The following is a 21,427-nucleotide window of genomic DNA, read 5'->3' as shown; positions in this document are numbered from 1 at the left end:
CTGCCATGAGCCTGAAATGCGGCATCGTGGGCCTGCCCAACGTCGGCAAGTCCACCCTCTTCAACGCCCTCACCAAGGCCGGCATTGCCGCCGAGAACTACCCTTTTTGCACCATCGAGCCCAACACCGGCGTGGTGGAGGTGCCCGATCCGCGCCTGCAGCAGCTGGCAGAGATCATCAATCCCGAGCGCATCGTGCCCGCCATCGTCGAGTTCGTCGACATCGCGGGCCTGGTGGCTGGTGCCTCCAAGGGCGAAGGCCTGGGTAACCAGTTCCTGGCGCACATCCGCGAGACCGATGCCATCGTCAACGTGGTGCGTTGCTTCGAGGACCCGAACGTGATCCACGTGGCCGGCCGCGTGGACCCCATCGCCGACATCGAGGTCATCCAGACCGAGCTGTGCCTGGCCGACCTGGCCACCGTCGAGAAGGCCCTGCAGCGCTACAGCAAGGCGGCCAAGAGCGGCAACGACAAGGAAGCCGCCAAGCTGGTGCAACTGCTCACGCCCATCCAGGCTGCGCTGGATGAGGGCAAGCCGGCGCGCACCGTGCCCGTGTCCAAGGAAGACGCGCCGCTGCTCAAGCAGTTCTGCCTGATCACCGCCAAGCCGGCGATGTTCGTGGGCAACGTGGCCGAGGACGGTTTCGAGAACAACCCCCTGCTGGACAAGCTCAAGGCCTATGCCGAGGCCCAGGGCGCGCCCGTGGTCGCCATCTGCGCCAAGATCGAGGCCGAGATGGCCGAGATGGGCGACGAGGACCGCGACATGTTCCTGCAGGAAATGGGGCTGGAGGAGCCGGGCCTGAACCGCCTGATCCGCGCGGGCTTCAAACTGCTGGGCCTGCAGACCTACTTCACCGCCGGCGTGAAGGAAGTGCGCGCCTGGACCATCCACGTGGGCGACACGGCGCCGCAGGCGGCCGGCGTGATCCACGGCGACTTCGAGCGCGGCTTCATCCGCGCGCAGACCATCGCGTTCGAGGATTTCATCCAGTACAAGGGCGAGCAGGGCGCCAAGGACGCGGGCAAGATGCGCGCCGAAGGCAAGGAATACGTCGTCAAGGACGGCGACGTGATGAACTTCCTCTTCAACGTCTGACGATTTTTGCTGGATCTCGGTGGCGCTCAGTAGCGCTTGTTGGATAGGTCGACCCGTTTCAAATCAATGGGTTGCATAAACAATACGGTCTACTGAGCGTTCCTATTGTTCATCGAGGTCCAGAAAATTCGGGGGTAGCGTTGGGGGTACTCGTGTTCAACCGTGGGGGTACTTTTCCCCGCAGTGGAGTCCAACGATGCCCGAGAATCTACTCACCGACCTCAAGGTCAGGTCGGCCAAATCGACTGATCGTGACTGGAAACTTTCAGATGGCGGGGGCCTGTTCCTGCTGGTCAAGCCTACTGGCGGCAAGCTCTGGCGGTGGAAGTACCGTCTGCAAGGTAAGGAGAACCTCTTTGCCATTGGCGGCTTTCCCCAAGTAAGCCTTGCAGAGGCGCGTGCTGCCCGCGAGAAAGCGCGTGCCTTGGTCAAGCAAGGCATCCACCCTGCGCATGAGCGGCAGCAGGTCAAGCAGCGCAACCTGGAAGTCTTGGAGGAACGCAAGCGTGCTCGTGAAAGCACGTTTGCCAAGGTGGCGCAGGCTTACCTGGCGGAGATCAAGCCCGTCTTTGCGCTCAGTTCCTACCGCACCAAAGAGTCCCGCATCAGGAAGTACCTGTCACCCAAGTTCGATGGGATGCCGATGAGCGACATTGGCGTGAAGCAGATTCGCCCGTTGCTGGAGGAGTGCAAGTCTCACGGTGCGTGGGCGGCCATTCACGTCAAAGGCGATCTTTCGGCCATCTTCGAGTTCGCGGTGGTGCGGGGGCTGGTCGAGGCAAATCCAATTCCCAGCCTTCGCGGGCTGCTGCGCGTGCCGTTCAGCGAGAGCAAGGCGGCGATGACGCGAGAGCAAATCCAGAGGTTCTATCAAGAGTTGCGCGGCTACCGGGGCTATCCGGAAACCTCTTTGTGCCTGCGGCTGATCGCGCTGACCGCCTGCCGTCCCGGGGAAGCGGCGGATGCCGAGTGGGAGGAGTTCGACTTTGAGGATGCGTTGTGGCGTCGGCCAGCGGCGAAGATGAAGGCGCGGCGTGACCATGTCAGCCCGTTGTCTGTGCAGGCCATTGCCGTGCTGAAGGATTTGCAGTGCATCACGGGTGGTGGACGCTATTTGTTCCCGCACCGGAGCGGCAAGGGCTTCACCACACCCAACCGGCTGACCTACGCGATGCGCGACATGAGCCTGGGCCGGGGCACGACGCCGCATTGCTGGCGGACGACCTTTTCGACCTGGGCCAACGAGAACGGATACCGGCCTGATGCGATTGAGCGGCAGCTTGCCCACGTGGAAAGCAACAAGGTGCGGGCGACGTACAACAAGGCGCTGCTGCTGGATCAAAGAAGGGCTCTGTTGCAGGATTGGGCGGACTATCTGAGTGCGGCGGAGGGCAGTGGCACGGTGTAGGGGCAACTTCGCCGGGTGTTGCAGAACGAATGGACAGGTGCGGCCTTTTCCTTTTCTGGGTAGGGCCGTTGCCCCTTGGGTGCCGTTCCCTTGCCATTTGCCTTTGCCCAAGGATGGTCGCTGGAAAATGGTGTAAACAATGGATTAAATGGGGTAATTATTTATTAATTACCCTTTTTAAATTCATGTCGTTCATTTCTTTTTTGGTCGGCCATACCAGCCCCACGACAGATCCAATGTTCAGGAAATGGGGTAGTCAAACACCATAAAAGAGGCATTTTTAGAGACAATACCCCATTTAAGAGCTATGATTACCCCATTTACACAGCCTGGGCTTACATTTCCATGCACTCGCTCACACCCGAGTACCTTGCCGCGCTTCGCTTCGATGGCACTCAGGCCGCCACGTTGCGCACACTGGGCGAGTACCAGGGTAAGCAGCAACTCTACGCCGCGCAGTCGCCCGAAGCCCTCAAGGGCCTGCGCCAGATCGCGGTGGTGGAGTCCACCGAGTCATCCAACCGGCTGGAAGGAGTTGTTGTCGCACCCTCGCGGTTGAAGTCTCTGGTCATCCGCAACGCAACGCCAAAGAGCCGCTCCGAACAGGAGATCGCCGGCTACCGTGACGCCCTGGCGCTGATCCACGAATCGGCCGCGCACATGCCCTTCAGCGAGGGCGTAGTGCTGCAACTCCACACCCTGCTGTACCGCTATATGCCGCAGGCGGGCGGGCGCTGGAAGGCTACCAATAACGACATCATCGAACGTCACCCGGACGGCACGTCACGTCTACGCTTCCAGCCGGTCGCTGCGCACCTCACACCCATGGCTATGACCGATCTGGCCGGGCGCTACGCCACCGCGCTGGATCAGCACCTGGCCGACCCCCTCGTACTGGTGCCGCTGGCGATGCTCGACTTCCTGTGCATTCACCCCTTCCCGGACGGCAACGGTCGCATGTCCCGCTTGCTGACCCTGCTGCTGCTCTACCACTTCGACTATGCCGTGGGGCGCTACATCAGTTTGGAACGCATCTTCGAGGAAACCAAGGAAGGCTATTACGAGACGCTGGAAGCCAGCTCGCAAGGCTGGCACCAGGGGCAGCACGACGTAAAGCCCTGGCTAGACTACTTCTGGGGTGCCTTGCTACGGGCCTACCGTGAGTTCGAGGAGCGTGTCGGCACCATCGAACGGGGACGTGGCAGCAAAGGCGACCGAGTGCGGACGGAAGTTCTGGGGCGCACCCTGCCGTTCTCGATTTCCGAGATTGAAGAAGCCTGCCCGGGCGTGAGCCGGGACATGGTTCGACTAGTGCTGCGAGCGATGAAATCAGAGGGGTTGATCGAATCGACTGGCAAGGGGCGAGGTGCGAAATGGATCAGGCGAGCGTAAGGGGAGCACGATGGAACTGATCGACAACATTAGTCGCTTGCTGGGTGATGACCTTAAGCAAACCATCCGGCCAGGGGCGCGGCTGAAGATCGCCGCTTCGTGCTTTTCGATGTATGCCTACGAAGCTTTGAAGTCCGAACTGGAAAAGATCGACGAACTGGACTTCATCTTCACCTCCCCCACCTTTGTTGCCGACGAAGTCACGGACAAGATCCGAAAAGAGCGCAGGGAATTCCATATACCCAAGCTCGACCGGGAGCGCAGCCTGTATGGCAGCGAGTTCGAAATTCAGTTGCGCAACCAACTCACCCAGAAGGCGGTTGCCAGGGAATGTGCCGACTGGATGCGGCGCAAGGCCAAGTTTCGAAGCAACCGCAGCAAGGCGCCGATGCAGCAATTTGCCTGCGTGGAAGCCGATGGAACCCATAGCGCCTATGTGCCTCTGCATGGCTTCACGGCTGTCGATCTGGGTTACAGCCAGGGTAACGCCGTTTCCAATTTGGTGAACAAGGTCGAGGCCCCTTTTGCGAACACCTACCTCAGTCTGTTCGATCAAATCTGGGATGACCTCGAAAAACTGGAGGATGTGACCGCCCAAATCTGTGAGCACATCGCGTCCGTCTATCAGGAAAATTCGCCCGAAAGCATCTACTTCTTGATGCTCTACAACATCTTCAACGAGTTCCTGGACGACATCGACGAAGACGTGTTGCCCAATGACCGCACCGGCTATCAGGACACCCTGATCTGGAACAAGCTCTTCAACTACCAGAGGGATGCGGCAACCGGCATCATCAACAAGCTGGAAACCTATAACGGCTGCATCCTGGCAGACAGCGTCGGCCTAGGAAAGACCTTCACCGCGCTGGCCGTAGTGAAGTATTACGAGCTACGGAACAAGTCCGTTCTGGTGCTGTGTCCGAAAAAGCTGGCGGACAACTGGCTCAACTACAACCGCAATCTCAAGACCAACATCTTTGCCCGCGACCGCTTCGGCTACGACGTGCTGTGCCACACCGACCTGAGCCGCACCAGCGGCGAATCCTTCGGTACACCACTCAACCGCATCAACTGGGGCAACTACGACCTCGTCGTCATCGACGAGTCGCACAACTTCCGTAACAACGACGCCTTCAAGGATCGCGAGACCCGCTACCAGAAGCTGATGAACAAGGTCATCAGCGAAGGTGTGAAGACCAAGGTGCTGATGCTCTCGGCCACGCCAGTGAACAACCGCTTCACCGATTTGCGCAATCAGCTCGCGTTGGCCTATGAGGGAGACTCCGAGAACCTCGGCAAGAAGCTGCGCACCAGCAAGTCGGTGGAAGAAGTCTTTCGCAATGCGCAGACCGCCTTCAATGCCTGGTCCAGGCTCCCGCCAGAGGAACGCACGCCTCGGGCGATCCTTGGCGCACTGGACTTCGACTTTTTCGAGCTGCTGGACAGTGTCACCATCGCGCGCTCGCGCAAGCATATCCAGACCTTCTACGACACCAAGGACATCGGCCATTTCCCTGAGCGTCGCAAGCCTTTGTCATTCCATTGCTCGCTGACTTCCCGCTCGGACGTGATGGGCTTCAACGAGATTTTCGAGCACCTGTCCAGGCTCAAGCTCGCTGTCTATGCCCCGGTCAGCTACATCCTGCCGAGCCGCTTGAGGAAATACGAAGAGATGTACGACACGCAGGTTCCAGGTGGTGCAGGAAAATTCAGGCAAGTTGACCGCGAAAAGAGCCTGCAGGCTCTGATGACGACCAATCTGCTCAAACGTCTGGAAAGCTCCGTCCAGTCATTCCGTCTCACGCTGCAATCCCTGCAGACCAATCACCAGAACACGTTGGCGAAAATCGCGGTATTTAACCAGAGCGGCATCGCTGCCAGCGTGGGCGATCTGACCGAGGTACTGGAAAGTATCGATGCAGAAGAAGATGACCCATTCGAAAGGCTGGATCAGGGTGGCGATGTGGGCGGCAAGGTCAAGATCAGCTTGGCCGATATGGACTTGCCGTCATGGGAGCACGACCTCAAGGTCGATCTCGCCAACATCGACGCGTTGCTGGCTTCGATGTCGAGGATCACCCCCGCTGACGATGCCAAACTTCAGCACCTTAAGGAACTTGTTCTGGGAAAGATCGCCAACCCGATCAACCCCGGCAACAAGAAGGTGCTGATCTTCACTGCTTTTGCAGATACGGCGGACTACCTCTACGCCAATCTAGCGCCCGACCTGCTGGCTCACCAGCAACTGCATTCCGGCAAGATTACGGGCAGTGACCGGCCCAAGTCCACATTGCCCAAAGCATATGACTTCCAGGAACTGCTGACGCTGTTCTCGCCGCGCTCCAAAGAAAAAGCCATCGTGCTGCCCAACGAGTCGGCGGAAATCGACCTGCTCATTGGCACCGACTGCATTTCCGAGGGCCAGAACCTTCAGGATTGCGACTACCTCATCAACTACGACATCCACTGGAACCCGGTGCGCATCATCCAACGCTTCGGGCGCGTGGATCGCATCGGTTCGCCCAATAGCAGCATTCAGTTGGTGAACTACTGGCCCGATATTTCGCTGGACGAATACATCAACCTCAAGGAGCGTGTCGAAAACCGGATGATGATCGTAGATGTGACCGCCACCGGCGACGACAACGTCATTTCCGCGCAGGCCAACGACATGGCCTACCGCAAGGAGCAACTGCGCCGCTTACAGGAAGAAGTTATCGAGTTGGAAGACCTGAAGACCGGCGTCTCCATCACCGACCTGGGCTTGAACGACTTCCGCATGGACTTGCTGAACTACGTCAAGACCCATGGAGAACTGCATAGGTCCCCCAACGGCCTGCATGCCGTCGTTCCGGCCGACCCTGACCTGGGCCTTGCGCCTGGTGTCATCTTCACCCTGCGCAATCGCAGCGCGGGCGTGAACCCGCCCGCACACTTGCCCCAACACAACCGGCTGCACCCCTACTACCTGATCTACATCAGTCAGGCAGGCGAGGTGATCCACGACCACACCGAGGTCAAGCGCCTGCTCGACCTGGCGCGTTCGTGCTGCAAGGGCCAGGCAGCACCGATTGCGGATGCCTGCCAACAGTTCAACAAAACCACGGCGGACGGCCGCAAGATGCAGGCGTACTCCGACCTGTTGAACCAAGCCATCCGCTCGATGATCGAGGTGAAGGAAGAAAAGGATCTGGACAGCCTGTTCACCGGCGGCAAGACCACGGCGCTCACGGGCACCATATCCGGGCTGGACGACTTCGAACTCATCAGCTTCCTCGTGATTCAGGAGGTTGGATGAGTGCGCTGATCGCTTACCCCAAACAGGCCGCCTTCGGGCGCGTTCTGCCCAAGAACAAGATCTACGAGCACGGCGGAGCCAACTCCCGCCTCAAAGACTTGTTCGTCAAACAGGTGGAACAGGTCATCTGGCAGTACAAGCTGGCCCCGGAGACACTGCATCTGCCTGCGCGCCTCGGCGTACCGGAAATCCAGATCTTCAGCATCCAGCTCAAAACGCCGGAACTGCACGCCGATGTGCTGCGCTGCATCGACGGGGCTATCCCGTTTCCCATTGTGTTCGAACTGACTTTCGACGGCAGAACGCAGGTGGTCGCCGCCTATAAGCGCCCGAACGAAGCCGACGCCAGCCGCTGGGTGCTCTCGGGCTACTTTGCATCGGACTGGCTGCCAATGGATAGCGAACGCACCGCGATGCCCGTGGCCTTGCATCTGGGCGGCCTGTACGAGCAATTGCTGCACCGCCTGATCCCGCTGTCAGCGCGGCCACAGGAAACACTGGCCGAGCTGGTGGCGCGCGTCGAACAGGCACAAGCCAAGCAGCGCGAGCTGGATAAGACCACGGCGCGGCTGGCCAAGGAAAAACAGTTCAACCGCAAGGTGGAGATCAATGCCGAACTGCGGAAGCTGAGAACCGAACTGAACGGGTTAAAGTAACCACGAATTGAGAGCCATGCTTCTGACACGACAAGCATGGCTCTGAGAAAGGAGAAAGATAATGGCCACAGCCAAGCTGCTTAGACAACTTATTAAAACTGGAACTGAAGGCAATCAGGACGCTTTCAAGCGTGTTTCCGAACAGTTGATTCAGGAGGAGCGCACCAAGAATCACCATTTGCTGGCGAATGACCTGGAGAGAATTCTCTATGGTCGCCGTAATGCTGGTGGGGCAGCCAACTCGTTGCTGAGTGATCGCATACCTAAAGATAAAGAGCGCAACCTGCCTCTCTTACAGATCAAGGAGGCAGTCCGGCGCATGGAAGACGTCGTATTGTCGGATGAAAATTCGTCCTTGTTGAATGAGTTGCTGCAAGAACACCATCGAGCGGAAGCGCTGCAAAGCTATGGTTTGTATCCCGCGGATCGCCTGTTGTTTTGTGGTCCACCTGGATGCGGAAAAACGTTAACGGCTGAGGTACTGGCCAGTGAGCTGGGCTTGCCGCTGGCCATAGTCCGTATTGATAGCGTGGTGTCTTCTTTTCTCGGGGAAACGGCAGCCAATCTGAGGCAGGTCTTTGACTTTATAGCCACCATACCAATGGTCGTCTTGTTCGACGAGTTCGATGCGTTGGCCAAGGAGCGTGCCGATACTGCCGAGCATGGCGAGTTGAAGCGCGTGGTGAATGCTTTCTTGCAAATGCTGGACGCCTATGAAGGTAAAAGCATCCTGGTGGCCGCCACCAACCACGAGCGTATCCTCGACGCCGCCATCTGGCGCCGGTTTGATGAGGTATTGGTCTTTGAATCGCCCAATCTGGAGCAGTTGCGGAGGCTGTTGAGCATCAAGCTGCGTGGGTTGCGCCGTGAATTCGAGATTGAGGATACTCGCATTACGAGCATGTTCAAAGGCATGAGTCATGCCGATGTGGAGCGCGTTCTGCGTCGGGCAGCCAAAGACATGGTGCTGACTGGAAAAGAGTTTCTGAGTGAACGGCATCTGCAATCCGCCATTCGTCGTGAAGATGCCCGCAGGGCGCGCATACAAGGGAGCTAAGTCGTCATGGAGGAGAACTTTCCGCACCTGAACATACAACGAGAAGCGCCAGTCAATGAAAAGCGAGCTGGACGTGCTATGTCTCCACCACCGCCAGCGGATGCTCGTGGCCATGGGCGTGGGCTGTTGACCAAACTGGCTCATGCACAAGAAGAAGCCAGTGAAGATGTAGGCGGGTTTGATGAGCGCAAGCTTTTCCGCTTCACGGTGCAGAAAGGATTCAATCCGGATGACCTGAGAAAGATCTCCTCGGAAATCGAATTCGTCAGCCAGGAGGACGAAACCATCGTCATCGGCTTCGCCACCAATGCCGCATTGGCGCAGTTTGAAGCCCGTCTTTCCAGTATGGCTGCTGGTGAGCACGTTACCAATAAAGAAGTGATCTATGCCCTGCAAAGTGTGGATGGCTGGAGTTCTGAAAATCGAAAAGGGTGGGCACTGAAGCAGCAAGGCTTCCCTGATCGGGATGAGTTCATGCTGGATGTCGAGCTATGGCCGCTGGAAGACAGTCATCAGGCGAGGCAACAAGCCTGGCAAGCGTTTGAAGGCTGGCTGGCAGAACAACGTATCGAGAAGTTGGATCAAATCAAGAAGCCAGAGCTGACGCTGTATCGTGTACGCTGCACAGCCGCACAGGCTGGCATGCTGCTTCACCATCGGGATGTGCGATCCATTGACTTGCCGCCGAACTTTGCGCTGGAGCGATCGGTCGTCTTTCAGGATATTCAGAAGATTCCTGATATTCAGGCTCCTTCAGCGCAAGCGCCGGGCGTGGTGGTGCTCGATAGTGGCATTGCGGATGGCCATCCTCTGCTGAAAGCCGCTGTCGGCGAGGCCAAGAGCTTCTTGCCGGGCGAAGGCCCGCAGGATGAAAATGGGCACGGCACACATGTTGCCGGTCTGGCTCTTTACGGTGACTTTGAAAAACACCTGCGTGCTGGCACCTTTGTGCCCACCTTGCGCTTGTACAGCGGCAGAATTCTCGACAAACACAATGAGAACACCACGGGCTTTGTAGAGAACCAGATAGAAGAAGCCGTTCGCTATTTTGTAAGAGAGCATGGTTGCAAAGTGTTCAACCTGTCTTTCGGAGATGCCAACAAGCCCTACTTGGGCGGACACCTGAAAGGCTTGTCGGTGACGTTGGATACCCTCTCGCGGGAACTGGGTGTGCTGTTTGTGGTGTCCTCTGGAAATCATCGAATTAATGAGCGCTCTCCGGATGGTTTGGAATGGCGAGATCAGTATCCAGGCTATCTTCTGAGTGACGACTGGCGGCTCATCGAACCAGCACCTGCATTGAATGCGCTGACGGTTGGTAGTCTGGCGCGCCACAACCAAACCTTCAACAGCCAGTACCATTCTGCGGATCCTGCAGAACTACCGATTGCACAGCCGGATCAGCCATCGCCTTTCACTCGCAGCGGCCATTCTGTCGATGGTGCTATCAAACCGGAACTGACGGCATATGGCGGAAATTGGGCAATCAATACACGCGCCAACTACGCATTACTGGACAGAACTGCTGGGCTGGGTGTGGTATCGACCAGTTACCAGTTTGCGGGCGGCCATCCTTTTATGGTGGATGTAGGCACCAGCATGGCCGCGCCTCAAGTAGCGCATCTGGCCGCATCCGTGCTTCATGAACACCCGGATGCCACTGCCAATTTCGTGCGCGCCCAACTCTGCCTGAACGCTGTATTGCCGCAGGCCAGCCACCAACTGATGGAGCATCATAAAGCACTTAAACGTGCGTGTGGTTATGGGCAGGTGGATGAAGCCGCCCTGCATCGCTCGCTGGAAAACGCCGTCACGCTGATTACGGATGGCAAGATCGAGAACAAGCGGCACCATTTCTACGAAATACCCATTCCGCCGGAATTTACCAGCGGAGGCAAAAAACGCCTACGGGAAATCGCCGTCGCGCTGGCCTATACGCCGCCTGTGCGCTCAACACGCATCAAGTACCGTGCTACACGTATTGACTTCAGGCTGGTCGCTGCTCGTGACCTTGAACACGTCACGACCATGTTCAACAAGGCGACCAGAAAGGAAGATTACCAGAGCATCAAGGAGCTGGCTGGCGCCAGCATTGGGCAGGTGGCTCGCAGTAAAGGGACGGTTCAGGCCGATTTCTGGCAGTTCAAACAGTTTCAGAAGGATTCACCACTACGAACCAACAAACTGTTTGTGGTGGTCACTCGCAATGACTTTCCGTGGGGTGAAAACCTGTGTGACAGCGAAGAAAGCTATTCGCTTTTGGTCAGCCTGCGTGACAAAGAGAACCTTCTGGCTCAACTCTATACCCAAATCAAGGCACGACTGGATGCCAGGGTTCCACCGTTGCGCGTTCGTGCCTAAAGGCTGTTGGCCCGCACATAAAGCAAAAATTTCAAGAGATTGTTATTCGTGGATAAATTAAAAATGCACTCGCCCAACCTGACTCAAGACAACATCGCGCGTATCCGCGATCTGTTCCCCGGCTGCGTGACCGAGGCGCGAGGTGAGGACGGCAGTGTGAAGCTGGCGGTGGACTTCGACCAGCTCAGGCAGGAACTGTCCAGTTCCATCGTCGAGGGGCCGCAGGAACGCTATCACCTCAACTGGCCGGGCAAGCGCGAGGCACTGCTGACGGCCAATGCGCCGATTGCCAAGACCCTGCGCCCGGTGCGCGAGGAAAGCGTGGACTTCGATACGACAAAGAACCTGTTTATCGAGGGCGATAACCTGGATGCGTTGAAGCTGTTGCAGGAGACGTATCTGGGCAAGGTGAAGATGATTTATATCGACCCGCCGTACAACACCGGAAATGATTTCATCTACGAGGATGATTTTTCGGAAGACTATGAGCAGTATTTGCTACGGTCAAACCAAGTAGATGCAGCCAAAAATCGGTTGGTAGTGAACCCAGAAAGTAGTGGGCGGCATCATTCAGACTGGTTGGATATGATCTATGCGCGTATCAGACTTGCTAGGAATCTACTTTCGGATGAGGGAGTGATTTTCATATCGATTGATGATAACGAGCACGCAAATATCAAAAAAATATGTGATGAAGTCTTTGGAGAGCAGAACTTTATTACCAATTTCGTTTGGAAGCGCAAGGCTGGTGGTGGTGACGATAGCGGTCAGGTGGCCACAGAACATGAATACGTTGTGTGCTACGGCAGGGATGTTTCGAAAACTCAATTAGCGAATATTAAGCATGAGAGCCCAGCGATGACCGCGAAATATAATCGGTCTGAGAATGGGCGTAGGTATTACTTAGAAAGACTCGATAAAACCAGCTTGACATATAGCGAGTCAATGGACTTTCCAATTGAGTGCCCTGATGGTTCCTTTGTGTCTCCCCTTCAACCAGATGCGAATAATCCGACTACAGCGTGGCGCTGGGGGAAAAAAACCGTCCTCGAAAGGAGATCGGAACTGGAGTTTCTTAAGGACGAAAAAACAGGGCAGTGGAGAGTCTATACGAGGACATGGGAGTCTCTGGATGGCGTAACGCCGCGCAGTCTTTTGGTGGAAAAAGAACATGGCCGAAATCGCGATGGCACTCAAGAGCTCAGTAATTTGCTAGGCCCAAAGATTTTTAGCAATCCGAAGCCGACAAAACTGCTAACTCACTTGATAAAGATAGGGGCATCCGCGGAGGATTCGATTGTTCTTGATTTTTTTGCAGGGTCAGGGTCGTTGGCTCATGCGGTGATGCTTGCTAATGCGGAGGATGGAGTTTCGAGGAGAGTAATTTGTATTCAAATTCCTGCGGTCACGGAGCGGGATGATTATGTAACCATCGCCGAAATTTGCAAGGAGCGAATTCGCAGGGCAGGAAAAGAGAGCCTTAGTGGAAAGTGTCGCGAGAGCTGGAACAAAGACATTGGTTTCCGCGTACTGAAAATCGACACCTCGAACATGTCCGACGTGTACTACGCACCCGATGCTCTGGACAAGACCAACCTCGACCTGTTCGTCGACAACATCAAACCCGACCGCACGCCGGAAGACCTGCTGTTCCAGGTGATGCTGGACTGGGGCGTCGACCTTGCCCTGCCCATCGAGAAGAGGACCATCCAGGGCAAGGATGTGTTTTTCGTGGATGGTGACGCGCTCGCCGCCTGCTTCGACGCGCACGGCGGCATCGACGAAGCCTTCGTCAAGGAACTGGCCACGCACAAGCCGCTGCGCGTGGTGTTCCGCGATGCCGGGTTTAAGGACAGCGCCGTCAAGATCAACGTAGAGCAGATCTTCAAGCTGTTGTCGCCATCCACCGAAGTGAAGAGTATCTGAGGGGGCGGCAATGAAACTGAAGTTCAAGACGCAGGCCTACCAGACGGCGGCAGTGCAGGCGGTAGTGGACTGCTTCAAGGGGCAGGTTCCACATCACGGCGGTATTCGCTACCGGCTCGATCCCGGCAGCCAGAAAGCAGCCCCAGAGAGCCCGCAAGCGGCGCTCGCGCTGGAGGCCGCTTCGCCTGAAGCTGCTGCGGAAAAGGAAGCCGCGTTTCGCAACGCCGACTTCACGCTGTCGGAAACAGCGCTGCTGGACAACATCCAGGCCGTCCAGCGGAGTCAGAACCTGCCGTTGTCGGATACGCTGGTCAGGACCAAAGTGGCTAAGGTCAATCTCGACATCGAGATGGAGACCGGCACTGGCAAGACTTACTGCTACATCAAGACCATCTTCGAGTTGAACAAGCTGTACGGATGGAGCAAGTTCATCATCGTGGTGCCCAGCATCGCCATCCGCGAGGGCGTGGCCAAGTCGCTGGAGATCACGGCCGAGCATTTCCTGGAGACGTACCACAAGAAGGCGCGCTTCTTTATCTACAACTCCAAGCAACTGCACCACCTGGAGAGCTTCTCGTCGGACGCGGGCATCAACGTGATGGTGATCAACGTGCAGGCTTTCGCTTCGCGCGGGGCGGAAAACCGCCGTATCTACGACGTGCTGGACGACTTCCAGTCCCGCAAACCAATCGACGTGATCAGCGCCAACCGTCCGATCATGATTTTGGATGAGCCGCAGAAGATGGAAGGTGTGGCGGCGCTGAAATCGCTGGAGACGTTCAAGGCACTGATGGTGCTGCGCTACTCGGCCACCCACAAGACTACCCACAATAAGATTCACCGCCTCGATGCGCTGGACGCCTACAACCAGAAGCTGGTGAAGAAAATTGCCGTGCGCGGCATCGCGGTGAAGGGACTGGCGGGCACGGCGGGCTATCTGTACCTGCAATCCATCGAAATTTCGAGCAAGAAGCCGCCCGAGGCGCGCGTGGAGTTGGAGCACAAGCTCGCCAATGGCGACATCAAGCGCGTGCTGCGCAAGCTCGGCAAGGGCGACAACCTGTTCGATCTGTCGGGCGGGTTGGATCAGTACCGCAATTACGTGGTGACGGACATCAACGCCAACACCGACACCCTGAGCTTTGCCAATGGCGTGGAGCTGACGGTCGGCGACGCCACCGGCGACGTGACCGAGGCCGCGCTGCGCCGCATCCAGATTCGTGAGGCCATCAAGGCGCACTTCGACAAGGAGCAGGCGCTGTTCCAACAGGGCGTAAAGGTGCTGACCCTGTTCTTCATCGACGAGGTGGCCAAGTACCGCGACTACACGCAGGCGGACGAAAAGGGTGAATACGCCCGAATCTTTGAAGAGGAGTACACGCAGTACCTGAACGAGGCGCTCGATCTGGACGAGACGGCCTACGTCAAGTATCTGAAGGGCATCCCGGTCGACAAGACCCATAGCGGCTACTTTTCCATCGACAAGAAAACCAAGCGGCTTGCTGATCCGACGGTTGCCGCGCGCGGCGAGAACGCCGGGCTTTCAGATGATGTGGATGCCTACGATCTGATCTTGAAGGACAAGGAGCGCTTGCTGTCGCTCACCGAGCCGGTACGCTTCATTTTTTCGCACTCTGCCCTGCGCGAAGGCTGGGACAACCCGAACGTGTTCGTCATCTGCGCGCTCAAACACAGCGACAACACCATCTCCCGGCGCCAGGAGGTGGGACGTGGCTTGCGGCTGTCCGTCAACCAGACAGGCGACCGGATGGATCATCCGGCTACCGTTCACGAAGTGAACGTGCTGACCGTGGTCGCCAGTGAGAGCTACAAGGACTTCGTTGCCGCGCTGCAGAAGGACATCAGCGAGTCGCTGTCGGAACGGCCGCGCGTGGCGGACAAGGCATTCTTTACTGGCAAGATGGTGACCACAGCCACGGGCTCAGTGACCGTCACAGAAGATCAAGCGACCGACATCGAGTTCTACCTGATTCAGAACGGCTACGTCGACAAAAAGCGCAACATCACCGAGAAATACCATCAGGCCAAGAAAGACGGCACGCTGGCTGCGCTGCCGGATGAACTCGCTCCCTTAGGCGGCCAAGTGTTCACGCTTGTGGATAGCGTCTTCAGCGAAAGCCAATTGCCCGACATCGGAGACGACCGCAAACCCAAGAAGAACCCGCTCAACGCCAACTTCGACAAGCAGGAGTTCAAGGCGCTGTGGCACCGCATCAACCGCAAGGCGGCCTACAGTGTCGATTTCGACTCGGACGAGCTGGTGCAAAAGGCGGTCAAGGAGCTGGACGCAGCCCTGCGCGTGACACCGCTGCAATACACCATCCAGGCAGGTGAACAGATCGACCAGGTGACTGGCGAGGCGCTAAAGCGTGGAGATGGTTTCAAAGTTTCCGAGACAAAGACCGAATACAACAAGCAGTCGATTCATTCAGCGGTCAAGTACGACCTGATCGGCAAGCTGGCCGAAGGTACTCAATTGACTCGCCGCACGGTGGCGGAAATCCTCAAAGGTATTAACGTCGCGGTTTTTGCACAGTTCAAGACCAACCCGGAAAGTTTCATCGCCGAGGCCACGCGACTCATCAACGAACAGAAGGCCACGGTCATCATCGAACACCTGGCCTACGACCCAGTTGAGGACAAGTTCGACCTCGACATCTTCACCGCCGGGCAGACCAAGCAGGACTTCAGCAAGGCCGGCAACAAGCTCCAGCGACACATCTACGACTATGTGCTGACGGATTCGAAGGTAGAGCGAGAGTTCGTGAAAGAGCTGGACACAGCAAATGAAGTGGTGGTCTATGCCAAGTTGCCACGCGGTTTCCTCATTCCCACGCCCGTGGGTGACTACAACCCAGACTGGGCGATCAGCTTCAAGGAAGGCGCTGTCAAGCACATCTATTTCGTGGCGGAAACCAAGGGGTCCATGTCCTCGATGGACCTGCGTGAGATCGAAAAGACCAAGATCAAGTGCGCCCGCAAGTTCTTCGACGAGATGAACCGCCGCTACGCCCCGGAGAACGTCAAGTACGATGTGGTGGACAGTTTCGGCAAGCTGATGGAGGTGGTGAAGTAGCGGGCGCCAAGCTGTTTATCTTCCGAGATAAACAGCCGTAACTTGCAGCCGTTCGTGCCCAAGCTCTCGGCTGATGATTTGTCGTGCTGCGGTATCCTGGGTTCGCTGTGTATCGCTCAGCGTCCTGACGGGTGGCCCTCCCGCTGCGGGTGCAGGCCACCCCGTCAGAGTCTCATAGCGGCTTTGCGCGTACTGATGACGAAGGCCATGCGTATGGCTGAGGCCCGCCGCCTTGCACTGTCCATCGTAGACATGCCGTTGCTGGATGTAGGTCTTGTGTGGCGGGATCAATGACCCGGTAGCCGCCTGACGGTGCGCTGCCTGGAGCACGTCGCGTTGCTCTACTGTGGTGATGGGCACCGTTCGCTCCCGGCCGCCCTTCGTCCACGATCTCTTGAGGGCGATGTGATCACCCCGATCCGCATAGCAGGGCTGGAACTTGATCGCTTCCTCCCGACGCAATCCGAAGGCGGCCTGTAACTGAAGGCTCATGCGCACGTGGACATCGGTGACCTGCTCAAGACCTGTGCCCAATTCGCGGGCCTTGCTGATGTTGGTCACATAGCGGCGCTCGGCCACGCCGAGTTGCGTGTTGTCCGCTGGCAGGATGCCGGCCTTACCGATCTTCTCGGCCCACCAGCGCAGATGAGAGAGCCGATTCTTGATGGTGCCCGACGACAAACCTTCGCCCTGCCAGCGATCCAGCAGCGTCTGGACGTGCTTGCCCTTGAGCGACGATGCCTTCATCTGCCGGAAACCGGTCTCGCGTAGTTGCCGCGCAGCCAGCGAGAGAGAACGCATCCGGTCAGCCTGTGTGTTGTGGCTGCCGTCACGGTTGCGCTGGCAAAGCTGCCGCAGGGTATAGGTCAAGTCGTCCATCTTCCGGCCTCCAAGCAAAGCGCTGTACTGCGTTGTCCTGAAACTCAATGGTTAGTGTTGGTGCCAACTCGCAAAGGCGAGATCCCGTGAGGGCAAGGGCATGGTGTTCAGGAGACACCAGAGCCTCGAATGAGGCGTCCGTCTTGCTTCCTGCTGGAAGCCCGGACGGAGGTACTACAAGACGAAAGTGATGTGAACGTGTACGAGTCCTCCTATGAAGTGAGTGGTATGAGAAATGCAGCGGGAGCCCTGTGCGTTGCACAGAGGAAATTGCCGCAAAGGACAGCGCGCCAGGCGGCGCAGTAGGGATGAGATCAAACAGACGAAGAAGGCTCCGCCCTGGGTAGGGCCGGTATGCGGTCGGAGCCTGGGAATACCTGGGGGTGGCTCTACCCTTTCGGGCCAGCGCTTGCAGGAACCTGCGCTGTTGGGCTTGCCGATGTACGAAGCCCATCGGTCTTGGCGACTGCCCGGTCAGTGTAGGGCGGCCATCATCATGTCTGCCGCACGCAATAGGATTCGGCCTTCGCCCGCATTGTTGCTGGCGTGGGCGGGGTCGTCACTGCGGCGTGCAGTGACGACCCGTTTCGCGGCAGCATTTGCTACGCAGGTTGCGGCTGCCATCCCCTGGCCTGCATTGCCTGCGCAGCAATGTCCCCAGCGTTCGTCGAGGCGTTCAGCATCTTGCGGATGTTGGCGATGTGCGCCAGGGCGGTTTCACGCGATGCCGGTTGCGCAGTTGGTTCTGGGCGGGCTTCGGTGTGCGGCGGAGTTGTAAGCCGGTTCGCGACAGACGTCTCTTTGCGACCTGCCCACAGGCGGAACTCGCCAGCAAAGACGCGCTTCACCAAGGCGAAGAAGTAGGCCACGACATTGCGCACGGTGCCGCTCTGGCTGCGTGCCTGCAACTCGTCGAGTACTTCCTGGCGATGCTGCGGCGGCAGCCGCCGCAAGGCGGCCTGCACGTCCTTTTGCTGATCTGCTTGGGCATTGCTCAGGCAAGGCGGCAAGCTCACCGACTGCGATGCCGGATCGTCGTCGCCTTCGCGCGCGCAGTACGTACGTTCTTTTTTATACATATACGTCTTATACGTACTGCCCTGCTCAGCCGTCATGTGGCGAGCGTGTCCGGTCTGTTGCGAAACAAGCGTGCTGCCAGCGGAATCGTCGGACAATGGCAGTGGGTCGGCTGCCTCGCTCGCCTGCGACGGCGGCGTGGGGGGCAAATCATCGTCATCGTGGCGCTGATCGTGGGCCGCAATGGGAGCAGCTTCAGGTGCCTGTGCCAGCGTTGCCTGAATGTGGACAGCTACCCGATCCACCTGGTTGTTTTCGTGGCCGATAGACCCTTGCAGAAGCGCGGACAGACTGGCATCGAGCGCGCAGGCCTGCTCGAAGTGCAGGGCGCTTTCGTGAACCTGATACATCTCGCTGAGTACATGGCCGGTCAGAGGATCGCGGTGCTGGCCCACCAGACTGATCCACCCCGTCAGCCGAAGCACGACGAGAACGCGCCGGGCCGTCTCGTACCCGGCCCGCTGCCCCAGCGGGGTGGAGGTGAGATAGCGGCGCAACTGCCCAAGGTTCGCCAGCGGGCTGAAGCCCTCGGCAGAGCGCAGCATGCGCAGCACCTGCCAGCCATTGCGCTCCAGCGGCGTGAGGCGAGCATCGAGCATGAGCGAGGCGGGCGTGCTGAACAGGGCGTCTTGCCCCAGCGGATTGTGGCGGGTGTGGTGGTCTGCCATGAGAGTTCTCCAGGGTCTGGGCCACAGCGGCCCGTTCCCCTGCATCTCATCGCGTACCGTTCCAAGCGTCAGCCAACAATGCGGTCTGCGCCACAACCGTTTTATCAGGCAGGCGCAGCGCTGGCACCCGCATCCAGACTGATCTATCATCCCGATACCCCCTTGGGGGTACAACTGGGGGTACTTCCAGCGATTCCCACAAAGGCCGCAGCCTGATTTCCCCGCGAAACCTAGCATTCACGGCCCTTTGCCGACCGATCAATGTTTAAACGTGTGATCAACGTCTGACCCGCACTTCGGCTGGCAGCGCCCGCTTGACGGGCACAAAGGCCCAGGAAAGTCCGCGGTGCCTGGTGTGCATGCGTGGGGAGCCAGCACCCGCGCTGCCGCACTTGCTGAAGCTGTGGCGCGCCGTGCATCCCCTCGCGTGACCCCCGGCGGCGGGTGCGAGTGGCGCGCCCGTATGCCGTGCGATCAGGGATGCAGCCAGCGTACCCAGTCGCCCGGCACCAGGTACAGCAGGCCGGCCGTCATGCTGGCATAGCGGAAGAACTTGCCAATCGCCATGTAGACCAGGCAGGGCCAGAACGGCATGCGCAGCCAGCCGGCCACGGCGCACAGCGGGTCGCCCACCACGGGCAGCCAGCTCAGCAGGCAGGTCTTGGGCCCCCAGCGGCGCAGCCACACGCGGGCGCGCCGTTCGGTGCGGCTCAGTTCGCGGGCGGGCTTGGCGGGGGGCTGCGCATGGCCCGCATGGCGGTGCCGGCGCGCGGCGTCCCAGGCGCGGTGCGCGCCCAGGCCCATCCACCAGCTGACCGCACCGCCCAGCGTGTTGCCGGCCGTGGCCACCAGGATCGCGGGCCAGAGCAGTTCGGGGTTCAGCTTGACCAGGCCGAACACCGCCGGCTCCGAGCCCACGGGCAGCAGCGTGGCGGAGATGAAGGCCACGATGAACACCGTGCTCAGGCCGAATTGGGGCAGAGCCAGCAGGTCCAGCAGTTGGTGCATCCAGATTTCCATAGCAGGGCTGCAAGTGTAGGGGCAGCGGTGCGCTGGCTGCGTCGCCACCCGCGGGCGCAACATGCGCAATCGCAGTGCTGGCTTTTCGGTTGCTGAAATTTTGGGCAGGTAGAATCCGCCCCTTCGCCCACACCCCCAGCCCGCCCCTACCGTCCATGCAGATCGGCCCCATTCCCTTGGCCAACCGCCTGTTCGTCGCCCCCATGGCGGGCGTGACGGACCGGCCGTTTCGCCAGCTGTGCAAGCGGCTGGGCGCGGGCTATGCGGTGAGTGAGATGGTGACCTCGCGCAAGGACCTGTGGAACAGCCTCAAGACCAGCCGCCGCGCCAACCACGAGGGCGAGCCCGGTCCGATCGCGGTGCAGATCGCCGGCACCGACGCGGCCATGATGGCCGAGGCCGCGCTCTACAACATCGACCGCGGCGCACAGATCATCGACATCAACATGGGATGCCCCGCCAAGAAGGTCTGCAACAAGTGGGCGGGCTCCGCCCTGATGCAGAACGAGGCGCTGGCCGTGGAGATCGCCCAGGCCGTGGTGGCCGCCTGCGCACCGCGCGGCGTGCCCGTCACACTGAAGATGCGCACCGGCTGGTGCCAGCAGCACAAGAACGCCGTGGTGCTGGCGCGCCGCTTCGAGGACGTGGGCATCCAGATGCTGACCGTGCACGGCCGCACGCGCGAGCAGGGGTACAAGGGCCAGGCGGAGTACGACACCATCGCTGCCGTGAAGGCCGCCGTGCGCGTGCCCGTGGTGGCCAATGGCGACATCACGTCGCCCGAGAAAGCCCGGGCGGTGCTGGCCGCCACAGGCGCCGACGCGGTCATGATCGGGCGCGCGGCCCAGGGCCGGCCGTGGATCTTCCGCGAGATCGGCCACTACCTCGCCACTGGCGAGCACCTCGCGCCGCCGCTGGTGGCCGAGGTGCGCCGCCTGCTGCTGGAGCACCTGCAGGACCACTACGGCCTGTACGGCGAGGCCAGCGGCGTGCGCAGCGCGCGCAAGCACATCGCCTGGTATGTGCGCGCGCTGCCGGGCGGCGAGGCACTGCGACAACACATCAACACCATCGAGGACTGCGCGGCGCAGTGGCAGGCGGTGGCCGATTTCTTCAGCGCGCTGGGCGCGCAGATGGACCGGCTGCCGTCCGCACACGACGGCGCCGACGCGGTCCCGCCCGTGAGGGAAACAGAGCATGAGCCGGAACAACATTGAACAATGCGTGCGCGAGAGCCTGCAGGGCTACTTTCGCGACCTGGGCGGCGAGACGCCCGACGGCGTGTACGACATGGTCGTGCGCCTGGTGGAAAAGCCGCTGCTGGAGGTGGTGATGAGCCACGCCGACAACAACCAGTCCCGCGCCGCCGAATGGCTGGGGCTGAACCGCAACACGCTGCGCAAGAAGCTGGTGGAGCACAAGCTGCTTTGACGTTGCTTCTAAAAGAATAGCTGGTGGCGCTTGTCCATCAAGCGCTACAGCCCGATT

The 21,427-nt window shown here is 59.0% G+C and carries 14 protein-coding genes; 11 read left to right on the top strand and 3 right to left on the bottom strand.

Translation table 11 applies throughout. From position 1 onward, the window contains the following. Window positions 1–5 precede the first annotated feature (5 nt). The 9 genes from ychF to HND92_RS16075 all read left to right on the top strand — a co-directional run bounded on the left by ychF (window position 6) and on the right by HND92_RS16075 (window position 16,295). Window positions 6–1,100: a redox-regulated ATPase YchF gene (gene ychF / locus HND92_RS16115; RefSeq protein ID WP_011806713.1), complete on the top strand. Its 1,095-nt coding sequence runs from the start codon at window positions 6–8 to the stop codon at window positions 1,098–1,100. A 196-nt stretch (window positions 1,101–1,296) separates the two neighbouring features. Then, a complete protein-coding gene (locus HND92_RS16110) occupies window positions 1,297–2,508 on the top strand; it encodes an integrase arm-type DNA-binding domain-containing protein (protein WP_172208434.1) in 1,212 nt (403 codons plus the stop codon). A gap of 345 nt (window positions 2,509–2,853) precedes the next feature. Continuing rightward, on the top strand, window positions 2,854–3,900 hold the full coding sequence (locus tag HND92_RS16105) for a Fic family protein (protein WP_172208432.1): 1,047 nt from the start codon (window positions 2,854–2,856) through the stop codon (window positions 3,898–3,900). A 10-nt stretch (window positions 3,901–3,910) separates the two neighbouring features. Next, window positions 3,911–7,198, top strand: coding sequence for a helicase-related protein (locus tag HND92_RS16100; protein ID WP_172208430.1), 3,288 nt, complete (start codon window positions 3,911–3,913; stop codon window positions 7,196–7,198). Further along, window positions 7,195–7,854: a DUF4391 domain-containing protein gene (locus tag HND92_RS16095; RefSeq protein ID WP_172208428.1), complete on the top strand. Its 660-nt coding sequence runs from the start codon at window positions 7,195–7,197 to the stop codon at window positions 7,852–7,854. The genes HND92_RS16100 and HND92_RS16095 overlap by 4 nt, the downstream gene beginning before the upstream one ends. A 61-nt stretch (window positions 7,855–7,915) precedes the next feature. Continuing rightward, window positions 7,916–8,911 carry an AAA family ATPase gene (locus HND92_RS16090; protein ID WP_172208426.1) on the top strand — a complete coding sequence of 332 codons (996 nt, stop codon included), beginning with the start codon at window positions 7,916–7,918 and terminating at the stop codon, window positions 8,909–8,911. A 6-nt stretch (window positions 8,912–8,917) separates the two neighbouring features. After that, the gene (locus tag HND92_RS16085; protein WP_172208424.1) at window positions 8,918–11,272 is read left to right on the top strand and encodes a S8 family peptidase; all 2,355 of its coding nucleotides are present in this window, start codon (window positions 8,918–8,920) and stop codon (window positions 11,270–11,272) included. A 63-nt stretch (window positions 11,273–11,335) separates the two neighbouring features. Then, window positions 11,336–13,198 carry a site-specific DNA-methyltransferase gene (locus HND92_RS16080; protein ID WP_172208422.1) on the top strand — a complete coding sequence of 621 codons (1,863 nt, stop codon included), beginning with the start codon at window positions 11,336–11,338 and terminating at the stop codon, window positions 13,196–13,198. A gap of 10 nt (window positions 13,199–13,208) precedes the next feature. Next, window positions 13,209–16,295 (top strand): type III restriction-modification system endonuclease, encoded by a 3,087-nt coding sequence (locus HND92_RS16075; RefSeq protein WP_172208420.1) that lies wholly within the window; start codon window positions 13,209–13,211, stop codon window positions 16,293–16,295. Window positions 16,296–16,310: 15 nt separating this feature from the next. Here HND92_RS16075 and HND92_RS16070 read toward each other — a convergent pair whose 3' ends face one another. The 3 genes from HND92_RS16070 to HND92_RS16060 form a co-directional block, all read right to left on the bottom strand. Beyond that, complete coding sequence (locus HND92_RS16070) at window positions 16,311–17,174, bottom strand: integrase domain-containing protein (protein WP_172208418.1); 864 nt, start codon at window positions 17,172–17,174, stop codon at window positions 16,311–16,313. Between the two features lie 602 nt (window positions 17,175–17,776). Further along, the gene (locus HND92_RS16065) at window positions 17,777–18,919 is read right to left on the bottom strand and encodes an STY4528 family pathogenicity island replication protein (protein ID WP_172208416.1); all 1,143 of its coding nucleotides are present in this window, start codon (window positions 18,917–18,919) and stop codon (window positions 17,777–17,779) included. 474 nt (window positions 18,920–19,393) lie between these two features. Next, complete coding sequence (locus tag HND92_RS16060) at window positions 19,394–19,927, bottom strand: YqaA family protein (protein ID WP_172209370.1); 534 nt, start codon at window positions 19,925–19,927, stop codon at window positions 19,394–19,396. A 167-nt stretch (window positions 19,928–20,094) separates the two neighbouring features. Between HND92_RS16060 and dusB the strand changes: the two genes are divergently transcribed. Both dusB and HND92_RS16050 read left to right on the top strand, forming a co-directional pair. Then, window positions 20,095–21,156, top strand: coding sequence for a tRNA dihydrouridine synthase DusB (gene dusB, locus HND92_RS16055; protein WP_103737159.1), 1,062 nt, complete (start codon window positions 20,095–20,097; stop codon window positions 21,154–21,156). Next, on the top strand, window positions 21,137–21,370 hold the full coding sequence (locus HND92_RS16050; protein WP_011806682.1) for a Fis family transcriptional regulator: 234 nt from the start codon (window positions 21,137–21,139) through the stop codon (window positions 21,368–21,370). The genes dusB and HND92_RS16050 overlap by 20 nt, the downstream gene beginning before the upstream one ends. Window positions 21,371–21,427: the final 57 nt, after the last annotated feature.

The sequence above is a fragment of the Diaphorobacter sp. JS3050 genome (assembly GCF_013154915.1).
Lineage (GTDB): Bacteria > Pseudomonadota > Gammaproteobacteria > Burkholderiales > Burkholderiaceae_C > Diaphorobacter > Diaphorobacter nitroreducens.
This window is presented reverse-complemented; position numbering and strand designations above follow the sequence as displayed.